Annotated in this window: 14 protein-coding genes; 7 read left to right on the top strand and 7 right to left on the bottom strand. The window is 71.2% G+C overall.

From position 1 onward, the window contains the following. Positions 1-243 precede the first annotated feature (243 nt). Both ACIP5O_RS22905 and ACIP5O_RS22900 read left to right on the top strand, forming a co-directional pair. Positions 244-6,996 carry a polymorphic toxin-type HINT domain-containing protein gene (locus ACIP5O_RS22905; RefSeq protein ID WP_401296164.1) on the top strand — a complete coding sequence of 2,251 codons (6,753 nt, stop codon included), beginning with the start codon at positions 244-246 and terminating at the stop codon, positions 6,994-6,996. Next, entirely contained in the window at positions 6,993-7,406 is a 414-nt protein-coding gene (locus tag ACIP5O_RS22900) for a hypothetical protein (RefSeq protein WP_401296162.1), read from the top strand. The genes ACIP5O_RS22905 and ACIP5O_RS22900 overlap by 4 nt, the downstream gene beginning before the upstream one ends. 543 nt (positions 7,407-7,949) lie before the next feature. Here ACIP5O_RS22900 and ACIP5O_RS22895 read toward each other — a convergent pair. Then, positions 7,950-8,777, bottom strand: a complete 828-nt coding sequence (locus tag ACIP5O_RS22895; protein WP_356547354.1) for a PaaX family transcriptional regulator C-terminal domain-containing protein — start codon at positions 8,775-8,777, stop codon at positions 7,950-7,952. A 141-nt stretch (positions 8,778-8,918) separates the two neighbouring features. Then, positions 8,919-10,541 (bottom strand): AMP-binding protein, encoded by a 1,623-nt coding sequence (locus ACIP5O_RS22890; protein ID WP_401296160.1) that lies wholly within the window; start codon positions 10,539-10,541, stop codon positions 8,919-8,921. Positions 10,542-10,931: 390 nt separating this feature from the next. Here ACIP5O_RS22890 and ACIP5O_RS22885 point away from each other — a divergent pair, with 390 nt between their 5' ends. The 3 genes from ACIP5O_RS22885 (at position 10,932) to ACIP5O_RS22875 (ending at position 14,268) form a co-directional block, all read left to right on the top strand. Next, positions 10,932-12,200 carry an acyl-CoA dehydrogenase family protein gene (locus ACIP5O_RS22885; RefSeq protein WP_401296158.1) on the top strand — a complete coding sequence of 423 codons (1,269 nt, stop codon included), beginning with the start codon at positions 10,932-10,934 and terminating at the stop codon, positions 12,198-12,200. Further along, positions 12,197-12,610 carry a RidA family protein gene (locus ACIP5O_RS22880; RefSeq protein ID WP_381401886.1) on the top strand — a complete coding sequence of 138 codons (414 nt, stop codon included), beginning with the start codon at positions 12,197-12,199 and terminating at the stop codon, positions 12,608-12,610. The genes ACIP5O_RS22885 and ACIP5O_RS22880 overlap by 4 nt, the downstream gene beginning before the upstream one ends. Before the next feature lie 98 nt (positions 12,611-12,708). Further along, positions 12,709-14,268, top strand: coding sequence for an MFS transporter (locus ACIP5O_RS22875; RefSeq protein ID WP_401296155.1), 1,560 nt, complete (start codon positions 12,709-12,711; stop codon positions 14,266-14,268). On the opposite strand, the gene ACIP5O_RS22870 is transcribed toward ACIP5O_RS22875, so the two are convergent. From ACIP5O_RS22870 to ACIP5O_RS22855, 4 genes are all read right to left on the bottom strand, one after another. After that, positions 14,265-15,056 carry a hypothetical protein gene (locus tag ACIP5O_RS22870; RefSeq protein WP_401296153.1) on the bottom strand — a complete coding sequence of 264 codons (792 nt, stop codon included), beginning with the start codon at positions 15,054-15,056 and terminating at the stop codon, positions 14,265-14,267. The genes ACIP5O_RS22875 and ACIP5O_RS22870 overlap by 4 nt on opposite strands. A gap of 146 nt (positions 15,057-15,202) precedes the next feature. Then, entirely contained in the window at positions 15,203-15,388 is a 186-nt protein-coding gene (locus tag ACIP5O_RS22865; protein ID WP_401296151.1) for a DUF5708 family protein, read from the bottom strand. A 202-nt stretch (positions 15,389-15,590) separates the two neighbouring features. Next, the gene (locus ACIP5O_RS22860) at positions 15,591-15,830 is read right to left on the bottom strand and encodes a hypothetical protein (RefSeq protein WP_401296149.1); all 240 of its coding nucleotides are present in this window, start codon (positions 15,828-15,830) and stop codon (positions 15,591-15,593) included. Further along, positions 15,827-16,069 (bottom strand): hypothetical protein, encoded by a 243-nt coding sequence (locus ACIP5O_RS22855; RefSeq protein WP_401296148.1) that lies wholly within the window; start codon positions 16,067-16,069, stop codon positions 15,827-15,829. The genes ACIP5O_RS22860 and ACIP5O_RS22855 overlap by 4 nt, the downstream gene beginning before the upstream one ends. Positions 16,070-16,272: 203 nt before the next feature. On the opposite strand from ACIP5O_RS22855, the gene ACIP5O_RS22850 reads away from it, so the two are divergent. After that, positions 16,273-17,115, top strand: a complete 843-nt coding sequence (locus ACIP5O_RS22850) for a helix-turn-helix domain-containing protein (RefSeq protein WP_401296146.1) — start codon at positions 16,273-16,275, stop codon at positions 17,113-17,115. Then, a complete protein-coding gene (locus ACIP5O_RS22845; RefSeq protein WP_401296144.1) occupies positions 17,097-17,309 on the top strand; it encodes a DUF397 domain-containing protein in 213 nt (70 codons plus the stop codon). Before ACIP5O_RS22850 ends, ACIP5O_RS22845 begins: the two co-directional genes overlap by 19 nt. 155 nt (positions 17,310-17,464) lie before the next feature. On the opposite strand, the gene ACIP5O_RS22840 is transcribed toward ACIP5O_RS22845, so the two are convergent. Then, positions 17,465-18,829: a hydrolytic protein gene (locus ACIP5O_RS22840; RefSeq protein WP_401296142.1), complete on the bottom strand. Its 1,365-nt coding sequence runs from the start codon at positions 18,827-18,829 to the stop codon at positions 17,465-17,467. Positions 18,830-18,928 lie beyond the last annotated feature (99 nt).

Below are 18,928 nucleotides of genomic sequence, written 5' to 3'. Positions count from 1 at the left end.
CTCGACCACCCCCCTCCCTTTCCGATTTGTCCATTTCGCCGCTAAAGGTTGAGGGAGGAGGTCGATTAAGCGGGAGCAAAACGGACTCGGTGTATAAATTTCATTCCTCGGTCCAGCTCTTTTCAGGCCTGCATTCCGCTGGTATATCTCGTGTCTTCCTGCGCCTGGAGTAGGCGCATGGGGGGATTGAGAGAAGAAGTGAAAAACCCAAGTCGGCGCCTCGGGAAAAGAATCCGCGGGCGCGTGTTCCAGCGTCGCCTGAAGCTGGTCGCCGGGGCCACGGTGCTCGCCTTCGCGGTGTCGCTGACGCCCGCGGACGCCTTCCGGTCCCAGCCGACCGGCGACGCGCGGGCCGTCGGCGGCTCGACCGAGGCGATCACCGCCGGCCACGCCCCGAAGCCGCTGGCCGCCCTCGAAGCGCTGCCCACCGCGCCCACGAGCGCCGCGCCCGCCTGGCCGGAGACCAGAACCACGACGGTCACTCCGCGTCCCGGACACAAGGCGACCGCGGCCGACCCGGTGACGGTGACCCCCCTTGGATCCGCAACACCCGGAAAGGTGCGCGTCAGCACGCTGGACCACGCCGGCGCGCGCCGGCTCGGCGCGGGCGGCATCGCCTTCACCCTCACCCCCGACGAAGCCGGCGCCTCACCCCTTGATGACGCCCCGTCGGCCACCGCAGCCGACAAGGCCGCGTCCGGGCACACCGCTTCCACGCCGAAGCCCGCTTCCGACGAGCGGCGGCGGACACGCGTCCACGTGAACTACACCGGGGTCAAGGGCGCCGCCGGAGCGAACTTCTCCGACCGCGTGCGCCTGGTCCGCTACCCCGCCTGCGTGCTGACCCGGCCGAACGACGCCACGTGTACCAAGGCCGAACCCGTGGCCACCCGCAACGACCGCCGCGCCGGGGAACTGACCGCCGACGTCACCCTCACCCCCGCGGTCCCGTCCCGGTCCGGGACGCCCTCGGCCTCGCGGGCCGCCGCCGCGCCCGCCGTCTACGCGCTGTCCGCCGGCGCCGCCGGCGACACCGGCTCCTTCAAGGCCACCGCCCTGCCCGCCACGGGGTCCTGGCAGGCGGGGGGGAACACCGGAAACTTCTCCTACTCCTACCCCCTCACCCTCCCCGACGTCCCCGGCGGGTCCGACCCGGCCATCGGCCTGTCGTACTCCTCCCAGGCCGTCGACGGCCGCACGTCCGCCAGCAACAACCAGGCATCCGTGATCGGCACCGGCTGGGAGATCGGCCAGAGCTACATCGAGCGCCGCTACCAGTCCTGCAGCGAGCAGGGCGAGCCCACCTGGGGCGACCTGTGCTGGGCCGGCGACAACGCCACCATCTCCCTCAACGGCGTCTCGGGCGAACTCATCAGGGTCGACAAGACCAACTGGCGGCTCAAGAACGACCAGGGCTGGAAGATCGAGCGCTGGAACGACGAGGCCAACGGCGACGAGAACGGCGAGCACTGGGTCGTCTCCACCCCCGAGGGCACCCGCTACTACTTCGGCCTCGCCGCCCAGCCCACCACGGGCACGGCCACCAACTCCACCTGGACCGTCCCCGTCTACGGCAAGAAGGCCGGCAGCCCCTGCGAGGGCACGTTCTGCAACCAGGCCTGGCGCTGGAACCTCTCCCTGGTCAAGGACCGCCACGACACCGAGGCGACGTACTTCTACGGCAAGGACACCAACCGCTACCACCAGAAGGGCGGCACCGCCCCCACCGTCTCCTACGACCGCGGCGGCTACCTCAAGACGATCGAGTACGGCCACCGCCCGGGAGCCGAGGCCACCAAGGCCCCGGGACGCGTCGCCTTCACCTACTCCTACCGCTGCACGGCGCTGAACGACACCTGCGCCGCCCCCACCGCGAGCAGCACCGCCGCCTCCTACCCCGACGTGCCCGTCGACCTGATCTGCACGGCGACGTCCTGCCCGGACAAGTTCCAGCCGGCGTTCTTCGACACCCGCTTCCTGACCCGCGTCGACGCCCAGGTCGCCGACCGCGACCCGGCCAAGGCCCACCGCACGGTGGACGCGTACACCTTCGTCCACCAGTTCCCGGCCACCGGGGAGACCAACTTCGACCCCAGCCTGTGGCTGTCGAAAATCACGCGCACGGGCTACGCCGCCAACGGCACCACGCTCGCCCTGCGGCCGACGGACTTCAACGGCACCCTGCTGCCCAACCGCGTCGACCCGCCGGCCGGCAGCCCGAAGATGAACTCCTGGCGGATCGGCACCGTCACCAACGAACTCGGCGGACGCACCCGGGTGACCTACGGCCTCGACGCCGACGGCGACGGCCAGGCCACCGAGGGCTGCACCCCCGCCACCCTGCCGACCGACGAGTCCACCAACACCCGCCTGTGCTACAAGGTCCGCTACGTGCCCGCGGGCGGCACCGAGACCACCGGCTGGTTCCACAAGTACCTGACCCTCAAGGTCGCCGCCCAGGACGGCGCCAACCTCACTCCCGAGAAGCCCGTCACCTACCAGTACTCCGGCGGCGCGGCCTGGCACTGGAGCGACGACGAGCTCACCCCGGTGGCCAAGCAGTCCTGGTCCGACTGGCGCGGCTACTCCGAAGTGGTCGTCAAGGCCGGCACCGGAGCCTCCGCGGCCGTCTCCCGCAGCCGCTACCACCGCGGCATGAACGGCGACCGCACGGCGACGGGCGGCACCAAGGGCGTCAAGGTCGCGGCGGACTCCTTCGCCGACCTCTACCCGGCCGAGGACCTCACCGACTACGAGTACCTCGCCGGCCAGGTCCGCACCACCGAAGACCTCACCGGCGACGGCGGCACCGTCCTGAAGGCCACGAAGACCCAGCACTGGTACAAGCGGCTCGTCGACGGGGCCGGCGACCACGACTCCTACTTCGTGCGCCCCCAGACCACCACCAGCAAGGCCCGCACCGCCGCGGGCGGATACCGCACCACCCGCAACACCACCACCTACAACGGCACCTGGGGCATGCCGGAGAAGGTCCTCGACGAAGGCGACCTGGCCGTCGACACGGACGCCAAGTGCACGGTGACCAGCTTCGCCGTCAACAACGCCGCCCCCAAGTTCCTCCTGGTCACCCCCTACCGCGTCGAACTCCGCGACGTCACCGGTACCGCCTGCGGCACCACGGTGCACTCGCGCAGCGACAGCTACTACGACGGCAAGCACGCGGTCGCCGACTTGGGGGCGCCCGCCACCCGGGGAGACGTGACCCGCGTCGACGTCTGGTTCAACAAGGAGACCTCCTCCCGCGCCTACACCACGTACGACCAGTACGGCCGCGGCCTGAACGCCATCGACCCCGAGGGCGCCACCACCAAGACCGTCTACACCCCGCCCACCGGCAACCCCGCGCAGATCAGCGTCAGCAACGCCAAGGGGTACACGACCGACACCGACCTGGACCCGCTGCGCGGAAACCCCGTCAAGGTCGTCGACAACAACGGCGGCACCACGACCACCGTGTACGACGCCCTCGGCCGGGTCACCGAAGCACGCCTGCCCGGTGATCCCACCGCCGCCGAGTACCCGCCCAGCTACGCGTTCGAGTACCAGATGGCGGCCAACGCCGCCTCCCGCGTCACCACCCGCCGACTCCTCGGCTTCAAGACGAAGGACGGCTCCGTCCAGCCGTACTTCTCCACCTCCTACGCCTACACGGACACCCTCGGCAACACCGTCGAGACCCAGACGCCCTCACCGCTCGGCGGGCGCGTCGTCACCACGGGAACCTTCGACGACCAGGGCCGCGGCGTCACCTCCTCCGGACCGCTCTACGTGACGGGCACGGCAGGCAGCGGACTCGCCTCGCCCCCCGCCGCGCAGTGGCCCTCCGAGACCCGCACCACCTACGACTCCCTCGGCCAGACCACCGAGAGCGCCCTGTACTCCAAGGGCGTCTTCAAGTGGAAGACCACCACCGCCTACGCGGCGGACCGGACGACCGTCACCCCGCCGACCGGCGGCGCCGCCACCACCTACGTCAACGCCCTCGGCCAGACCACCAAGACGGTCGCCCAGGTGGCCGCCGGAAAGACCGCCACCACCACCTTCGCGTACAACATCCGGGGCGAAACGGTCTCCAAGAAGGACGAGAACCTCGACGTCACCTCCAGCTACGCCTACGACTGGCAAGGCCGTCTGCTCGAGACGAACGACCCCGACCGCGGCCGGCAGTGGTTCGCCTACGACCTCGCGGGCCGGCTGAAGTCCAGCACGGACGCCGAACTGCGCGAGACGGTCTACGCCTACGACGAACTCGGCCGCCCGCTCGACATCCGCCGCATCAGCGACGGCACCCAGACGCCCGTCGCCGGCTTCACCTACGACACGCTGCCGAACGGCCTGGGCAAGCCGGTGGAGTCCACCCGCTTCCAGAACGGACGCGCGTACACCACCAGGGTCCTCGGTTACGACGACCACGGGCGCCCCACCGGCAAGCAGACCGTCATCCCGGCCGAGGAAGGCGCCCTCGCCGGCACCTACTCCTACTCCTACGAGTACACCGACGGCGGCGCGCCGACCTCGATCGTCTACCCGGCCGCCGGGGGTCTCCCCGAGGAGCGGGTCAACACCACCTATGACGACCTCGGCTTCGTCACCGGAGTCTCCAGCACCCTCGCCGACTACACCTCGGACCTCGTCTACGACGGCCTCGGACGGCTCGTCACCCGCACCGCCGGCACCGGCGACCGCCACGTCGAACGGGGCTACGTCTACGACGAGGTCACCGGCCGCCTGACCAACATGAACGCCGTCTCCTACGGCGCCCGCGTCCAGGACCTCAACTACCGCTACGACCAGGTCGGCAACGTCCTCGCGGTCAACGACGCCCTCACCGCCCAGCAGCAGTGCTACGGCTACGACCTGGGCCACCGCATGACCCGCGCCTGGACCCAGATGTGGACCAACGGCGCGACCGGCTGCACCCAGCCGAGCGCGTGGGGTCCGGCGCCCTACGACGAGCAGTACGCCTACGACGAGTCCGGCCGGCTCCTCAGCACCGTCAAGGACGGCATCACCACCGCCCACTCCTACGGACCGACCGGCGACACCGCGGCGCACTCGCACGCACCCGTCAAGGTCGGCGGCGCGACCTACCACTACAACAAGACGGGTCAGCTCACCAGCCGCACCACCGACGGCAGGACCGACACCTTCACCTGGGAGTTCGAGCAGCTCACCAAGATCGCCACGGCCGACGGCAAGGAGACCTCCTTCGTCTACGGCCCCGACGGGCAGCGCCTGATCCGCAACGAGCCCACGGGCTCGACGCTCTACCTCGACGGCATGGAGGTCACCACCTCCACCACCGGCACCAAGGCGACCCGCTACTACGACGGCGGCGTCGTCCGCACCGGCACGGGCGCCGGCACCAGCGTCACCAGCGTCCTGGTCAGCGACGCCCAGGGCACCGCCTCCGTCGCCGTCGACCAGACCACCGGCGCCGTCACCCGCCAGCGCTACACCCCCTTCGGGGCGCCCCGCGGCGGCGAGAACCAGCTGGAGGAGACCACCGACCGCGACTTCCTCGGTCAGCCGAGGGACGACTCGACCGGCCTCATCGCCACCGGCGCCCGCTACTACGACCCCGCCATCGCCTCCTTCATCTCGGTCGACCCACTGCTCGACAAGACCGGCGACGCGTACGGCTACGGCAACAACAACCCGGCCACCTTCTCGGACCCGACCGGCCTGGCGCCCGACGACTGCGGCCTCATCGGCGTCAGCTGCAAGCCCACCGGAAACGGCGGCTTCGACGTCAACTACAACGACGAGTACTACTCCAAGCGAGGCATGGCCAAGCCGAGCGAGACCAAGGCCGAGAAGAAGGCGCGAGAGGCCCGGGACAACAAGGAGGCCGCTCACCGGAAGGTGGAGGCGATCAAGAAGGAGATCGTCAACATCATCGGCGATCTCATCGGCTACAACGACGCCCGCGACTGCTTCACCAAGGGCGACGTCTGGGCCTGCATCAACACGGCCCTCAACTTCGTCCCCTGGGGCAAGCTCTTCAAGATGGCCAAGGCCGGCTACAAGGCGTGGAAGGCCTGGGGCCGCCTCTCCGAGGCCTGGGGCGACATCCGCGCGGCCGACAAGGCCCTCGAGGCGGCGGACGAAGCCGTGGCGGCCGAACGCCAGGCCGCGAAACTCGCGGACGAGGCGGCCGAGGCGAAGGCCCCGGACGAGGCCCTGGAAGGCGTCACCTGCAAGAACAGCTTCGCCCCGGGAACACCCGTCCTGATGGCCGACGGCACGACCAAACCGATCGAAGAGGTCACCAACGGCGACGAGGTCCTGGCCACCGACCCCGAGACCGACACGACGAAGTCGGAAGAGGTCGTCCACACCATCGTCGGCTCCGGCGAGAAGCACCTGGTCGAACTGACCGTGGACCTCGACGGCTCCACCGGCACCAAGACCGGAAAGATCATCGCGACCCACAACCACCCCTTCTGGGTGGTGAACACCGCCCGCTGGACCGACGCCACCGCCCTCGAACCGGGCGACACCCTCCGCACCTCGGCCGGCACCTACGTCCAGGTCACGACGGTCAAGCGCTGGACCCAGCAGGCCAAGGTCCACAACCTCACGGTCAACAACCTCCACACGTACTATGTAGTGGCCGGAACCACGCCGGTGCTGGTCCACAACTGTGACTTCGCGCCAGGTAAGGCAGACGAGCACTTCGACAAGCATGTGCTGGGGCTGGACGATGCCGGCCAGGCGACGCGTACGCCAGACATGCCCGAGTACGACATCAAGGATCTCGACAAGGGCTTTGAAAACTACGTGGCCGACGCGAAGTCTCTGATGTGTTCAGAGACTTGCCCGGCCGGTGCTCGTGAGGCTGTTCGGAGTGACGGAGTAATTATCCGAATGGACTCGCAGGGGAAGGTTGGAATGAGAAACGGAAACACCATTACGACCTACTTCCGGCCGGATGACCCAGCCGCATACTTTACAAGGGAAGCGGCCCGGTGAATCAAAGAACCGCTAACTTCCAAGAAGCGTTCTCCAGCTTCATCGAGGCGTCTGGCCGGTGGCGGGACACCACCCCGGAGGCGCTCCTGGGGCGCTGGTCGAAGTTCGTTGATGATTGCGAGCGGGGCTACCCGCACGACGTCGAAGATTACTTCAATGACCTCACTTCGCGGGATTCATTGGAGCGGGCTCTGAATTCTGTCGAGTTGCAGGTGTTCCCTGAGATGTCACAACTGCGCGCAAGGGTGAAGGGGGTCGACTCCAGGTTTCGCGCGCTTCTGATTCCGGACGCCTTCCCTGGGGTGCCAGAAGAATTCTGGTGGGCTCGCGGTATGGTAAACAGTGGAAGGAAGCGTTTCGTAGAGGATGTGCGGCGCGAATATCGCCTTAACTTGATCGAGATCGAGTAAGATTCCGATTTCGCGTTGGCCTTTCCAGGTGACGCATAGGTGCAATGCTGTATAGTGGCAGCAAATTGGAAGCCCGCCGGGTGTGCTCTGGCGGGCTTCTGTGTGGGGTGACGGCAATGGTTGACTGCAACGTCAGCGGACGGGGGCTGCACAAAGCGGAGGTTCGTCGCCCTCGTCTGGCTGGGCGGGGTCGCGGGGGCGTTGCCGAGGACGATGGCCTCGCGCTGGAGGCGGAGTCGGACGTGGGCGTAGACGGTGGCGGTGACGCCGATGCGGGCATGACCGAAGAGTTCCTTGATGACCACGAGTTCGGTGCCCTGTTCCAGAGCGGGCTGGCTGCCGAGTGCCGCAGGTCATGGAAACTGATGCGGCGGAACAGGGCTGCGAAGGATCGGGTGCGGGTGGTCCTTTCGATATGCACGCCCCGCCGCGCCCTGGGAGTTCACCGAGGAGGCCCGATGAGCCCGCCGCACCGGCTCGGTGTGCTCCTGGTGGTCGCGTCCCACCCGCCGGCGGCGGCCCTCGGCCGACGCGCCCGGTGTCCTACTCCCCGTCCCCGGCCAGGAAGGGCCGTACGAACTCCGCGCCCCGGTCCCGCAGCAGTTCGTGCAGGGCGGCGAAGACCTCCGCCGAGCGGCGGCCCGGCCAGTCGTCGGGGAGCAGCTCCGCCGGGAGGACCGGGTCGGCGTACGGCAGGCGGCGCCAGGAGTCGAGGGCGAGCAGGTAGTCCCGGTAGGCGTCCCCGGGGTCGCCCGGGTCCTTGCGCCGGGCCCGCAGGACCGGCTCGTGGACCTTCAGGAACTCCTCGTGGAGCGCGGCGATGGCCGGCAGGTCCCACCAGCGGGCCGCCGCCTCCGCCGTCGCCGCGTACCCCAGGTGGTCGCCCCGGAAGAGGTCCACGTACGGGGAGAGCTCCAGGCGCTCCAGGGTGTTGCGGGTCTCCTCGTACAGGCGCGCGGGCGCGATCCAGACGCCCGGCGCCGCCGTGCCGAAGCCGAGGCGGCCGAGCCGGGAGCGCAGCAGGTGCCGCTTGTGGCGCTCGGCCTCGGGCACCGAGAAGACGGCGAGCACCCAGCCCTCCGACAGCTTCGGCTCGCTCCGGGCGTAGATCCGGCGGTCGCCGTCGTCCAGGAGCCGGCGGGCGTCCTCCGAGAGGGCGTACCCGGCGGCCCCGTCCGCCGTCCGTCGCGGCAGCAGCAGGCCGCGCCGCTTGAGCCGCGACACCGAGGAGCGCACCGAGGGCGCGTCCACGCCGACGGCGGCGAGCAGCCGGACGAGCCCGGCCACCGGCACCGGCGAGCCGTCGGACGTGCGCCCGTACGCGCCGTAGAGGGAGACGATCAGGGATCGGGGGGTGTGCTGCTCGGCCACGTGATCACTTTAGGCGGTGGGCGCGGCGGATGTGCACACGTCAGGCGAGGTCACGCGGATGCGGGGCGGTGCGGGGTGCGGGCCGCGCCGGGTGCGGGGCCGGGGCTCGTACGTCGGACCGCGCCCGGACACCGGGCCGGGTCACACCGGCTCCCGGAGCCGGAAGCGCTGGAGCTTGCCCGTCGCCGTGCGCGGCAGCGCGTCCAGGAAGACGACCTCGCGGGGCGACTTGTACGGGGCGAGGCGGGCGCGCACGAAGGCCCGCAGCGCGGCGGCCGTGCTCGAATCGCGCGGCACCCCGTCCCGTACCACCGCGTACGCCACGACGACCTGGCCGCGCAGCTCGTCGGGGCGGCCCACCACGGCCGTCTCCACCACGTCGGGGTGGCCGAGGAGGACCTCCTCGACCTGGGGCCCCGCGATGTTGTACCCGGCCGAGATGATCATGTCGTCGGCCCGGGAGACGTACCGGAACCAGCCGTCGGGTTCGCGGACGTACGTGTCGCCCGTGACGTTCCAGCCGTTGCGCACGTACTCCGCCTGGCGGGGGTCGTCCAGATAGCGGCAGCCGACCGGGCCGCGCACCGCGAGCAGCCCCTCCCGGCCGTCCGGGACCTCCCGGCCCTCCCGGTCGACGATCCTGGCCCGCCAGCCGGGGACCGGGCGGCCGGTGGTGCCGGGGCGGATGTCGCCGTCGGCGGCCGACAGGAAGATGTGCAGCAGCTCGGTCGAGCCGATGCCGTTGATCAGGCGCAGGCCCGTGCGGGCGTACCAGGACCGCCAGGTCGCCTCCGGCAGGTTCTCCCCGGCGGAGACGCAGCGGCGCAGCGAGCCGGTGTCCGGGGCGATGCCCTGGGCCAGCTCGTCGAGCATGACCCGGTAGGCGGTCGGGGCGGTGAGGAGCACCGAGATCCGGTGCCGCTCGATCGCCGCGAGGAGCTGTTTCGGGCCGGCCTGTTCGAGGAGGACCGCGCTCGCCCCGGCGCGCAGGGGGAAGACGACGAGCCCGCCGAGGCCGAAGGTGAAGGCGAGCGGCGGCGAACCGGCGAAGACGTCGTCGGGCAGCGGGCGCAGGACGTGCGCGGAGAAGGTGTCGGCGACGGCCAGGACGTCCCGGTGGAAGTGGACGCAGCCCTTGGGGCGGCCGGTGGTGCCGGAGGTGAAGGCGACGAGGGCCACGTCGTCGGCGGCGGTCGGCACCGCCTCGTACGGGGCGTGGTGGCGGGCGCCGAGGATGAGCAGGTCGTCCGGTCCGTCCCCGCCGAACGGAGTGATCCGGAGCCCGGGGATCCGGGCCGCGAGGAGTTCGTCGAGGGAGCGGGCGTCGCAGAGGGCGTGGGTGCAGCGGGCCGCGTCGGCCATGACGGCCAGTTCGGGGGCGCGCTGCTGGGCCAGAACGGTGACGGCGACCCCGCCGGCCTTCATCACGGCGAGCCAGCAGGCGGCCAGCCAGGGGGTGGTCGGCCCGCGCAGGAGGACCCGGTTGCCGGGCACGAGGCCCAGGTCGGTGGTGAGGACGTGGGCCGTCCGGTCGACCCGGTCCCGCAGTTCCCCGTAGCTCCAGGTCCCGCCTTCACCGTCGTGGAAGGCGGGCCGGTCGGCGCCGAAACGTTCCACCGTGCGGTCGAGGAGTTCCGTCCCGCAGTTGAGCCGGTCGGGGTACGCGAGCTCCGGGAGGTCGAAGAGCAGGCCGGGCCACTGCTCCGGCGGCGGCAGCCGGTCACGGGCGAACGTGTCGAGGTGGGCCGAGGGTGTCAGCTCCATGAGTCCGTCCCCCTGTCGTGGTGGGGTCGCCCGTCGCTCCACGAGCGTATCGTGATGGTGACGACAGTCAACGGTCCGCGACAAGGGTGCCGGGAGGCGCGGGAAGGGGGGCGCCGGAGGGCGGGGCCACGGGGTCGCCGTAAGGCGGCGGGACGGACGCGTCCGGGCGCGTCGGCACGAGGGCCCCGCCGCGCGCCGCGACGGAGGCGCCGAGGCATGCCCCGGGCGAGTCGCCACCGCGCGCCGGTACGAGAGCGCCGGGAGGCGGCGCCGGGACGGAGGCACCGATGGGCGGCGCCGGGACGGAGGCGCCGATGGACGGTGCCGGGACGGAGGCGCCGTAAGGCGGCGCTGCGACGAGGGCGCCCGAGGGCGCCGGAGAGGGCCCGCATGCCCGCATTCTCGCTCGACACGGAACAGACCACCTGGTGTGCGGAGCTCCGCACCCTCGCCGCCGAGCACCTGAAGCCCCTCGCCGAGCGGGGCGAACCCGGCCGGGTCAACCGCCCCCTCGTCGCCGCCCTCGGCGACCTCGGACTCCTCTCCCGCCTCTTCGAGGCCGGCGCCCTCGACCTCTGCCTCCTGCGCGAGTCCCTCGCCCGGGTCTGCACCGAGGCCGAGACCGCCCTCGCCCTCCAGGGCCTCGGCACCCACCCCGTCGCCGCCTTCGGCACCCCCGCCCAGCGCGCCCGCTGGCTCCCCGGGGCCACCGCCGGACGGGCCGTCGCCGCCTTCGCGCTCTCCGAGCCGGGCGCCGGCTCCGACGCCGCCGCGCTCGCCCTCGACGCCGTCCCCGACGGGCACGGCGGCTGGCGCCTGCACGGCGAGAAGCGCTGGATCTCCAACGCCCCCGAGGCCGACTTCGCCACCGTCTTCGCCCGCACCACCCCCGGCGCGGGCTCCCGGGGCGTCACCGCCTTCCTCGTCCCCGCCGACCGCCCCGGCCTCGGCGGCGAGCCGCTCGACATGCTCGCCCCGCACGCCCTCGGCACCCTCACCTTCGACGGCGTGCCCGTCGGCCCCGACGACCTCCTCGGCGCCCCGGACCAGGGCTTCCGGGTCGCCATGCACACCCTGAACCTCTTCCGCCCCAGCGTCGGCGCCTTCGCCGTCGGCATGGCCCAGGCCGCCCTGGACGCGGCCCTCGCCCACACCGCCGACCGCCCCGCCTTCGGCGGCGTCCTCGCCGACCTCCAGGCCGTCTCGCACCGGATCGCCGAGATGGCCACCCGTACCGAGGCCGCCCGCCTCCTCGTCCACGCGGCGGCGAGCGCGTACGACCGGGGCGACCCGGACGTGCCCCGGCGCTCCGCCATGGCCAAGCTCCTCGCGACCGAGACCGCCCAGTACGTCGTCGACTCCGCCGTCCAGCTGCACGGCGCCGCCGCCCTCCAGCGCGGCCACCTCCTGGAGCACCTCTACCGCGAGGTCCGCGCGCCCCGGATCTACGAGGGGGCCACCGAGGTCCAGCGCACGATCATCGCCAGGGACCTGTACGCCCGCCACCGCGAGGAACGCCACCGCGAGGAACGCCACCGCGAGGAACGCGACCGCGAGGAACGTCTCCGCGAGGAACGTCTCCGCGAGGAACGTCTCCGCGAGGAACGTCTCCGCGAGGACCAGGGACACCCCGTCGACCGGAAGGAGCCGGCCCCGTGAGCCTGCACCGCCACAACCCCGCCGACCTCGCCCCGCCCACCGGCTTCAGCCACGCCGTCACCGCCACCGGCACCCGCTTCGTCTTCCTCGCCGGGCAGACCGCGCTCGACTCCGACGGCACGGTCGTGGGGGAGACCCTCACCGAGCAGTTCACCACCGCCCTCGCCAACCTCCTCACCGCCCTGCGCCACGCCGGCGGCACCCCCGCCGACCTCGCCCGGGTCACCGTCTACGCCACCGACGTCGAGGACTACCGCGCCCACGCCCGCGAACTGGGCGGCATCTGGCGGAGACTGGCGGGCCGTGACTACCCCGCGATGGCCGTGATCGGAGTCGTACGCCTCTGGGACGAGCAGGCCCTGGTGGAGCTGGACGGCTTCGCCGTCCTGGACGAGCCCGCGCACGCTTGATCAACTGGTCGCCTTCCCGGACCGGGCTTAGGGTCGAAAAAGTGGGCCGACCGGCCCACGGCTCCCTCCCGTGAGGGCGTTACGCGCCATGAACGCTCATGCCTAGCACCCCGAAGCCGACGACTCCCACGGTGACCGCACCCCGTGGAAGCGGAGGAGACGGCAAGGGCATCGCCCTGTTCGTGATCGCCTCCTGCCAGCTGATGGTCGTCCTCGACATCACGATCGTGAACATCGCGCTCCCCCACATCCAGAGCGCCCTCCACTTCTCGACCACCAGCCTGGCCTGGGTCGTCAACGCCTACACGCTCACCTTCGGCGGCCTCCTCCTCCTCGGCGGCCGCTTCGGCGACATCCTGGGCCGCCGCCGCGTCTTCATGTTCGGCGTGCTGCTCTTCGGACTCGCCTCCCTCTTCTGCGGGTTGGCGCAGAGCGAGTGGCAACTCCTCGCCGCCCGCGCCCTCCAGGGCGTCGGCGGCGCCATCGCCTCGCCGACCTCGCTCTCCCTCATCACCACGACCTTCGACGAGGGCCCCGAACGCAACCGCGCCTTCGGCGTGTTCGCCGCCGTCTCGGCCGGCGGCAGCGCGATCGGCCTGGTGGCCGGCGGCATGCTCGTCCAGTGGCTCGACTGGCGCTGGATCTTCTTCGTCAACGTGCCCATCGCCCTGCTCATCGCCTTCCTGACGCCCCGGCACGTCAAGGAGTCGGAGCCGCGCCCCGGCCACTTCGACCTCACCGGCGCGCTCACCTCGACGCTCGGCATGGTGGCCCTGGTGTACGGGTTCATCCGGGCCGCCCAGGAGGGCTGGCGCGATCCGTACACGATCGGCTCGTTCGTCGCGGCGGTCGTCTTCCTGGCCGCGTTCATCCTGGTCGAGCGCCGCTCCCAGCAGCCGATCACCCCGCTGCGCATGTTCGCCGACCGCAACCGCTCGGGCACCTACGCCATCATGCTGTGCCTGGCGGCGGCCATCTTCGGCATGTTCTTCTTCCTCACGCTCTTCGTGCAGCAGGTGCTCGGCTTCAGCCCGCTGAAGGCGGGCCTGGCGTTCCTGCCGGTCAGCGCGATCATCGCGGTCGGCGCCGGCCTCACGTCCAACCTGCTGCCCCGCTACGGCCCGAAGCCCTTCATGGTGACGGGCTCGGTCCTCGCCGCCGCGGGCCTCGCCTGGCTGACCCTGACGGACGTGCGCTCCACCTACCTGGGAAGCATCCTCGGCCCGATCCTGGTCTTCGGCATGGGCATGGGCCTGATGTTCGTCTCGCTGACCATCATGGCGCTCTCCAACGTCGAACCGCGCGACTCGGGCGCCGCGTCCGGCCTGCTCAACGCCATGCAGCAGGTCGGCGGATCGCTGGGCCTGTCGATCCTGGTCACGGTCTTCGGCACCGCCAGCCGCAACGAGGCGGAGAAGCAGGTCCCCGCCTTCCTCTCCCAGGCGGGCCCCCTGGAGAAGGCCCGCTTCGCCGAGACCGGCCAGCTCCCGCCGCCCTGGAGCGACCAGGTGCTGACCTCGGGCGTCTCGGCGGGCTTCGTCACGGCGGCGATCTTCGCCGCGGTGGCCGCCCTGATCGCCCTCGTCGTCATCCAGGTCCGCGCCTCGGACATCGAACGCCTCAAGGGCGGCGCGGGCATGATGCCGGGCGGCGGCTAGGGCGTCGGCTCGGGCCGCAGCCGGGCGTACGGCTCCTCGGGGCAAGCGGCGTCCGGCGGGGCGAGCTTGAGGTAGGCGGTCGCGTACTGGGGGTTCTCGATCTCCTTGCCCGGCGCGGGATCCTGGAAGCAGACCCGCCACGCGCTCGGGTCGGCGGGCAGCGTGACGTCGGTGTAGACGCTCTCCGGCCGCACCTTCCCCACCCCGACCGCCTCCAGCATCTCCCCGGCCCTTACGAAGTCCGCCCCGGCGACACCCGGCATCGACGGCCAGGAGACCGCCTCCCCGTCCGCCGCGGGGCAGGGCGACTCGACGCGCACCACCCCGAGGTCGAGCACGGGCCGGCCCCCGCCCCGCTGCCCGGCCGCCGTCTGGAAGCACACCTTCCACCCGTCCGCGTCCCACTGCCCGTCGTCCCGGTCGGAGGCGTCGTGCGTCACGACGTCGTACCCGGCCCCGTCCGCAAGCCCCCGTGCCTCCTTGAGCACCTTCCCCACGAGCTCCGGCGGCTCGGCGGGCGTCGGGGACGCGGAGGGCGTACCCGTGGACGCGGGGGAGGGAGTACTCGTGGTCGCGACGGAGGAGGGAGCGGCGGGAACCTCCGGCCGGCCACCGCCCTTCGCCCCGGCGACACCCCCTCCCGGCCCTCCGGACGGATCGCCGAACAGCAGGAGACCGCCCCCGAACACCAGCAGCACCCCCATGGCGACGAACCCCGGACGCCGCCACCAGGGGCGCGCGACGGGCTGGGGGGACGGGGGCGAGGGCGCGGGCGAGTAGGGGTCCACGGCGGGATCGTAGGCCCGCCTTCGCGATCACCGCTGGCGTATGCCCGGATCGGTGGGGGCGGAGGGAGCGGCACGGCGGCCCGTCGGCGCAAGGGGCGGCTTCCGGGCCGCCGCCCGCTGCCCTGGCGACACCCGACGCGACCCGTTCACCGCCTGCACGCCGCCCGGTACGCGCCGTAGAGGATCTCCATGCCGCCGATGACCATGAGGACGTTGCCCACCGTGGTGAGGGTGACGACGGGAACGTCCACGTCTCCGGTGAACAGGCGCAGGGGCAGGCCGATGGCGAACAGGACGGCGCCTTCGACGAAGTTCTTCGTGGGGGATGCCACGGCGATCGCTCTCCTCTGCTCTCATCGCCTTGTCGGCAAGGCGGTTCGCAACTCGATGATCAGCGTAGGACGGGGCCGGACGGCCGACCTCCGCCCGGAGGACGAGGGACGAGCACATACTTCGTCGGACTCCGGAGACCGCTTCCTCCTCCCCGGAGGGCAGGAAGACTTCGCGACCGCGCGGATCGTGGCGGGATTCCGGTCAGTGACCGCATCGGCCGCGCCGACTGCGCGCGTTGGCCTCGGTGACGAGGGCGCTCAGCAGCTCCGCGCCGGTGAGGGGATGGAGGTCCGCCGGGGCGACGTCCCACGAGACGCCGCCGGCGAGCGGACGGAGCCGGAGGCGCGGGCCGTCCGCGCCCATGACACGGCCCACGAGGTTGCGGGTGGTGTCGAGGACGACCGCACCGACGCGGGGGAGGCCGTGGTCCTCACCTGTCACCGCGCGAGGCCGTTCAGGATCACCTCGGCGAGCGCGTGGGCGACGGGTGCGGAGCAGACGCCGAGGTGGACGAGGGCGTAGGAGGCCTCGCCCTCGCGCTCGTCCGGCCAGGGGCTGCGGATGTCCATGGCGGGGAGCTGGACGCCGGCCCGGGAGAGGGCGGCGGCGAGGGCGTCCCGTGCGTCCAGGGCCTCCTGGATCTTGGGCGTGGTCTTCGGTTCGCGCGGGGTGGGCGCCATGGGTTCACTCCTCGTGGGTCGGTTCCGCCGTTTCACGGACCCGTTGACGTGCGCTGGATTACGCTGCGTAGTCCAGGTGTGACGAGGATGTGCCCGGACGCGGGTGGGCCGGGTGTGGACGCGGGAGTACTTCCGCGGCGTACGGCGCCGGTTCCACATCTTCCACGCCGCCCATCGGTACGAACCGTTCGGAGGGGAGCCCCATGCCGCAGCGACGAGTGGTCAGCGGCCGAAGCCAGGAGCCGCGGCAGCGGTTCGCGGAGGAGCTGCACAGACTCCGGACGGCTCGGAAGCTGAGCCTGCGGCAGCTCGGCGAACGGGTGGGCTGGGACTGGTCCCTCTTCGGGAAGATGGAGAAGGGCGAGACGCTGGGCAGCCCGGACGTAGTCCAGGCGCTGGACACGTTCTACGAGGCGCCGGGACTGTTGCTGGCGCTGTGGGAGTTGGCGGCGGGGGACAAGTCGCAGTTCAAGGAGCGGTACCGGCGGTACATGACGCTGGAGTCCGAGGCGGTGAGCCTGTGGCACTTCGCGGTGAGTGTGCTGCCGGGGTTGTTGCAGACGGCGGGGTACGCGCGGGAGGTTCTGGCGGCGGGCGGGTACAAGGGGAAGGAACTGGAGCAGCAAGTCGAGGCGCGAATGGGCCGGAAGATGCTGCTGGAGGGGGAGGACGCACCGCCGTTTCGAACGATCCTGTCGGAGGCGGTGCTGCGGACACCGGTGCGGGACGCGGGTGAGTGGCGCGAGCAGCTTGAGCACCTGTTGGAGGTGGCGGAGCGCCCGGACGTGACGTTGCAGGTCCTTCCTCAGCGTGCCGGTGTGCACGGTCTGAACAGCACCGCCGTGATGTTCCTGCGGCTGCACAGCGGGCGTACCGTTGCGTACACGGAGAACGCCCACCACGGCGAGCTGATCGAGGAGAGCACTTCGGTCGAGCCCCTGCAACGTGCGTACGATGCGATGCGTGACCTGGCGCTTTCTCCGGCCGAGTCGCAGAAGTTCGTTCTGGCCTTGTTGGAGGAAGTACCGTGCGACGCATCGACCTGAGTGCTGCTTCTTGGCGCAAGAGTTCTTACAGCAACTCCGACGGCGGCGAATGCGTCGAGGTCTCCGACGACTTCGCCCCCCTCGTCGTCCCCGTGCGCGACAGCAAGACCCCGTACGGCCCCGCCCTCGTGTTCCCGGCGGGCGGCTGGTCCTCCTTCGTCGAAGCGGTCAAGGGCGGGCGGCTGGACGGCTGAGCGCACACGCACACCGGCCCCCACGAACCTTCGGGTTCGTGGGGGCCGGTGCTCGTTTCGAGACCTGGTCTGGCGATTTCAGGCCGAAAGGAAAGTCAGCCTTTACATCTGCGATCGGCGGCGATCGATAATGAAGCGGACAGGTAACGTCCGATTCACTCGGTGCTGCTGAGCGCACCGCTCACGTTGACGACCTCGTGGCACTCCCGCGCCTGCTGTCCCGTCGCGGGCGTGCCGGGCTTCGCGCAGGTCACGTCGATGGTCACGGTGTCCTTCGCGCCGATCCTGATGGGGGTCACCCAGTGGTAGTCCTGGTTGCGGAAGGTCTCCAGCGCGATCGTGGTGATCTTCCGGTCGCCGAAGGTGATGGTCATCACCCCTTCGTCGCCCTGGAAGTTCGCGACCACAATGTCCGTGATCCCGAAGACGGTCTTCTCGGGCACGGTGTACGTCCCGGTTTTGCTCTGCCCGCCGCCCGTCTTCAGGTCGATGGTGGCCGAACTCTGCTGGCCGGCCCCGGTACCGGTCCCGGTGCCGCCCGTCGAGCCTCCGCCGCCGGTCGAACCGCCGTCCCCGCCGCCCGGTCCGGCTCCCGTCCCCGGCTTCTGGCTGCTGCCGCCGGACGGCCGGCCGGTCTCGCCGGTGCCGGAGGTCGCCCCGTCCGTACCGCCCTCCGACGGGACGGGCCGGGGCTGGACCGCCGCGGTGGCCGCCTCCTTGGCGGCGCTGCGCACGGCCGGGCGGACCAGGGTGAACCAGGCGATCAGCAGCGCGAGCAGCGCGGCGAGCAGGATGAGCAGCCACTTCGGGAAGATCGGTATCTGGACGAACTCCGCGTCCAGCGTGGACCCGGCGAAGGGCTCCTCGGGACGGTCCTCCGTCTCCGCCCGTTCGCCGGTCTCGCGGGCGTCCACGGTGAACGGCCACACCACGGGGTCGCCGAACCACACCGGGCTGGAGGTGCGGACCCGCAGCCGGAGCTCCTTCGACTCCCCGGGCTCCAGGGCCGGTTCCGCAGGGGTGAAGGCGAACCCGAGCTCCTCTCCGGCCTGTCCGGGCGTGAAGCCGACCCGTACCGGGGTGTTGCCCTGGTTGCGGACGGCCAGCAGGTAGCGGCCGCGGAGCCAGCCGCGCCGGCGGCGCGGCGACAGCTCGGTCCGCAGCTCGTGGAACTCGCCGATCAGCACGACGGTTTCGAGGACCTTGACCGAATCGGGGTGCTCGGTCGGCAGGATCCGTACGCCGAGCGGCATCTCGCCCGCCCGGATCTCCGGCGAGCGCGGCGGCGCCAGACGGAGCGTCACCGTCTCAGAGGTGCCGGGGTAGAGGGAGACCCGTTCGGGCTCCACGGTGGTCCATTCGGCACCGTCACCGACGACCTTCAGGTCGTACGCCTCGACGATGTCGCTGTCGTTGCGGACGGTCAGGGTGGTGGTGGCGATGTCACCCGGCGTCACCGACACGGCCGGGATGTCGAGGCCGGGCGCACCGGGACCGGAGGAGGCTGCGGAAGGCGTCACCCGCCCCACCGTAGGAGCCGCGGAAGACCGGCACGAGGCACGGGAGGGCAATGTCCGGGCAGCGACGCTGCCCGGCAAGCACAAGTCAACTCTCCGGTA

Source organism: Streptomyces sp. NPDC088915 (genome assembly GCF_044749825.1).
Classification (GTDB): Bacteria; Actinomycetota; Actinomycetes; order Streptomycetales; family Streptomycetaceae; genus Streptomyces.
This window is presented reverse-complemented; position numbering and strand designations above follow the sequence as displayed.